Source organism: Pseudomonas sp., from assembly GCF_050739995.1.
Lineage (GTDB): Bacteria > Pseudomonadota > Gammaproteobacteria > Pseudomonadales > Pseudomonadaceae > Aquipseudomonas.
The window spans coordinates 1-2,269 of sequence record NZ_JBOICG010000320.1 but is presented as its reverse complement, the minus strand read 5'-3'; the positions used below and the strand labels follow the sequence as shown (position 1 = coordinate 2,269).

Annotated in this window: 3 protein-coding genes; all 3 read right to left on the bottom strand. The window is 58.4% G+C overall.

Annotated features, from left to right (window positions below):
- On the bottom strand, nt 1–576 hold a 576-nt coding region (locus ACRESD_RS10765), incomplete at its 3' end, for an ATP-binding cassette domain-containing protein (protein WP_431750891.1).
- A gap of 3 nt (nt 577–579) precedes the next feature.
- Nucleotides 580–1,245 (bottom strand): cystine ABC transporter permease, encoded by a 666-nt coding sequence (gene tcyL, locus ACRESD_RS10760; protein ID WP_060754680.1) that lies wholly within the window; start codon nt 1,243–1,245, stop codon nt 580–582.
- Nucleotides 1,245–2,039 (bottom strand): cystine ABC transporter substrate-binding protein, encoded by a 795-nt coding sequence (gene tcyJ, locus ACRESD_RS10755; protein WP_431750890.1) that lies wholly within the window; start codon nt 2,037–2,039, stop codon nt 1,245–1,247. Before tcyJ ends, tcyL begins: the two co-directional genes overlap by 1 nt.
- Between the last annotated feature and the right edge of the window lie 230 nt (nt 2,040–2,269).

Below are 2,269 nucleotides of genomic sequence, written 5' to 3'. Positions count from 1 at the left end.
ATTTTCTTCAGCGAGGCTGCGGATGGTCGCCAGGACTTCGCCCACCAGTTCCGGGTCGAGGGCCGAGGTGGGCTCATCGAACAGGATCACCTCGGGTTCCATGGCCAGCGCACGGGCAATCGCCACGCGCTGTTGCTGACCACCGGACAAACGCCGGGGGTACGACGCTTCCTTGCCCGCCAGGCCGACCCTGGCCAACAGCTTGCGACCCAGTTCAATGGCGGCGTCCCGTGGCATCTTCTTGACCACGATCGGCCCTTCGATGACGTTTTCCAGTGCGGTACGGTGAGGGAACAGGTTGAAGTTCTGGAACACAAAACCCACGTGCTGGCGCAAGCGCCGCACCAAGCCTTGCTGCTGATTGAGCGGCTTGCTGCTGTCGATCTCGATATCACCCACCTTGATACGACCGCTGGTGGGTTCTTCGAGGAAATTCAGGCAGCGCAGGAAGGTGGTCTTGCCAGAGCCGCTAGGGCCGATGATGGCGACGACTTCGCCTTCCTTGACCTCAAGGTCGATGCCGTTGAGCACCACTTGGCCCTTGAATTGTTTGGTCAGTTTTTCAACCACGATCATGCTTCAAGACTCCAGGTCGTGCCGGTTGACCCGGTCTTCCAGGCGGTTCTGAAAATGCGCCAGGATGCTTGCCAGGATCCAGTAGATCAGGGCTGCGGACAGGTACATGGTGAAAATTTCGAAGGTGCGCGCCGACACCAGTTGGGCCTGGCGAAACAGTTCGGGCACCTGGATAGTGGCGGCCAGTGCCGTGTCTTTGACCAGCGAGATAAAGCTGTTGCCCAACGGCGGCAACGCCGTGCGCATGGCCTGCGGCAGGATGGCCCGGCGCAGGGTTTGCGCACGGGTCATGCCGATGCTGGCAGCAGCTTCCCATTGGCCGCGTTCGATGGAGGCGATGGCGGCACGCAGGATTTCACAGGCATACGCGGCCATGTTCAGCGAAAAGCCGATCAGCGCCGCTGGGATCGGGTCCAGCTCGATGCCCACTTGCGGCAGGCCGTAGTAGATCAAAAACAGCTGCACCAGCAACGGTGTGCCACGAAAGAACGATACATAGACCCGGGCGGTCCAGCTCAGCAACTTGAAGCGCGACAGGCGCATCAAGGCCAGGCCGAAGCCCAGCAGCAAGCCGAAAAACATCCCGCCGAGGCTGAGAATCACCGTGTAGTACGCGCCCTTGAGCAGAAAGGGCGCGGAGTCTAGTGCGAGTTGGAAACCTGCTTCCATTATTCAGTGACGTCAGCGTTGAAGTATTTCTCGGACAGCTTCTTCAACGTGCCATCGGCGCGCAGCTTGTCGAGGGCCTTGTTCACCGCGTCGAGCAGTTCAGGCTCGCCTTTGCGCAGGGCAATGCCGGCTTCCTGGCGGGAGAAGGCGTCGCCGGCAGCGGCGGTGTCCGGGGCTTTCTTGGCGTATTCCAGAGCCGCCAGGCGGTCGATCAGGATGGCGTCGATACGGCCGATGCGCAGGTCCTGGAACTTGGTCGGGTCATCGTTGTAGGTCTTGATGATGGCTTTAGGCTGGTTGTCTTTGAGCCATTGTTCGTAGTTGGTGCCCAGGCCCACGCCGACTTTTTTGCCGGCCAGGTCGTTGGCGGTCTTGATGCTGTCGACGTTCTTTTTCAGGACCAGTGCCTGGATACCGGAAACGGTGTAGGGCTTGGAGAAGTCATACTTCTTCTTGCGCTCTTCGGAGATGGTCACTTGGTTGACCACAGCGTCCAGGCGCTTGGATTCCAGGGCCGCAAGAATGCCGTCCCACGGAGTGGCTTGCAGCTTGACCTTGACGCCCAGCTCCTTGGCCAGGGCTTCGGACAGCTCGACTTCGAAGCCGCTCAGCTTGCCGCTTTCATCAACGAAGCTGAACGGTGGGTAGGTGCCTTCGAGACCGATCTTGATCTCGCCGGCTTTCTTGATGGTATCCAACTGCTCGCCGGCAATCGCCTGGCCCATCCAGCCTGCTCCCAGTGCCAGCCCCAAAGTGCCAACCAACAACGTACGACGGAATACGGAAATAGTCATAAGAGCCCCTGTGTTTTTATGTTGAGCGAAGCAGGTGACGCGGTAGTCGTATCCTGCCTTAAAGCGCACTGCGCGTCTTCGCCTACGGCGCGACTATAAAGTCTGTTTTTAAGACTTGAAAATAATATAAATATAATTTTATATTCGATTATAGAATATGCATGAGTTCTCATGTGGGAGGGGGCTTGCTCCCGATGTGTTAACTGATACACCGCCATCGGGAGCAAGCC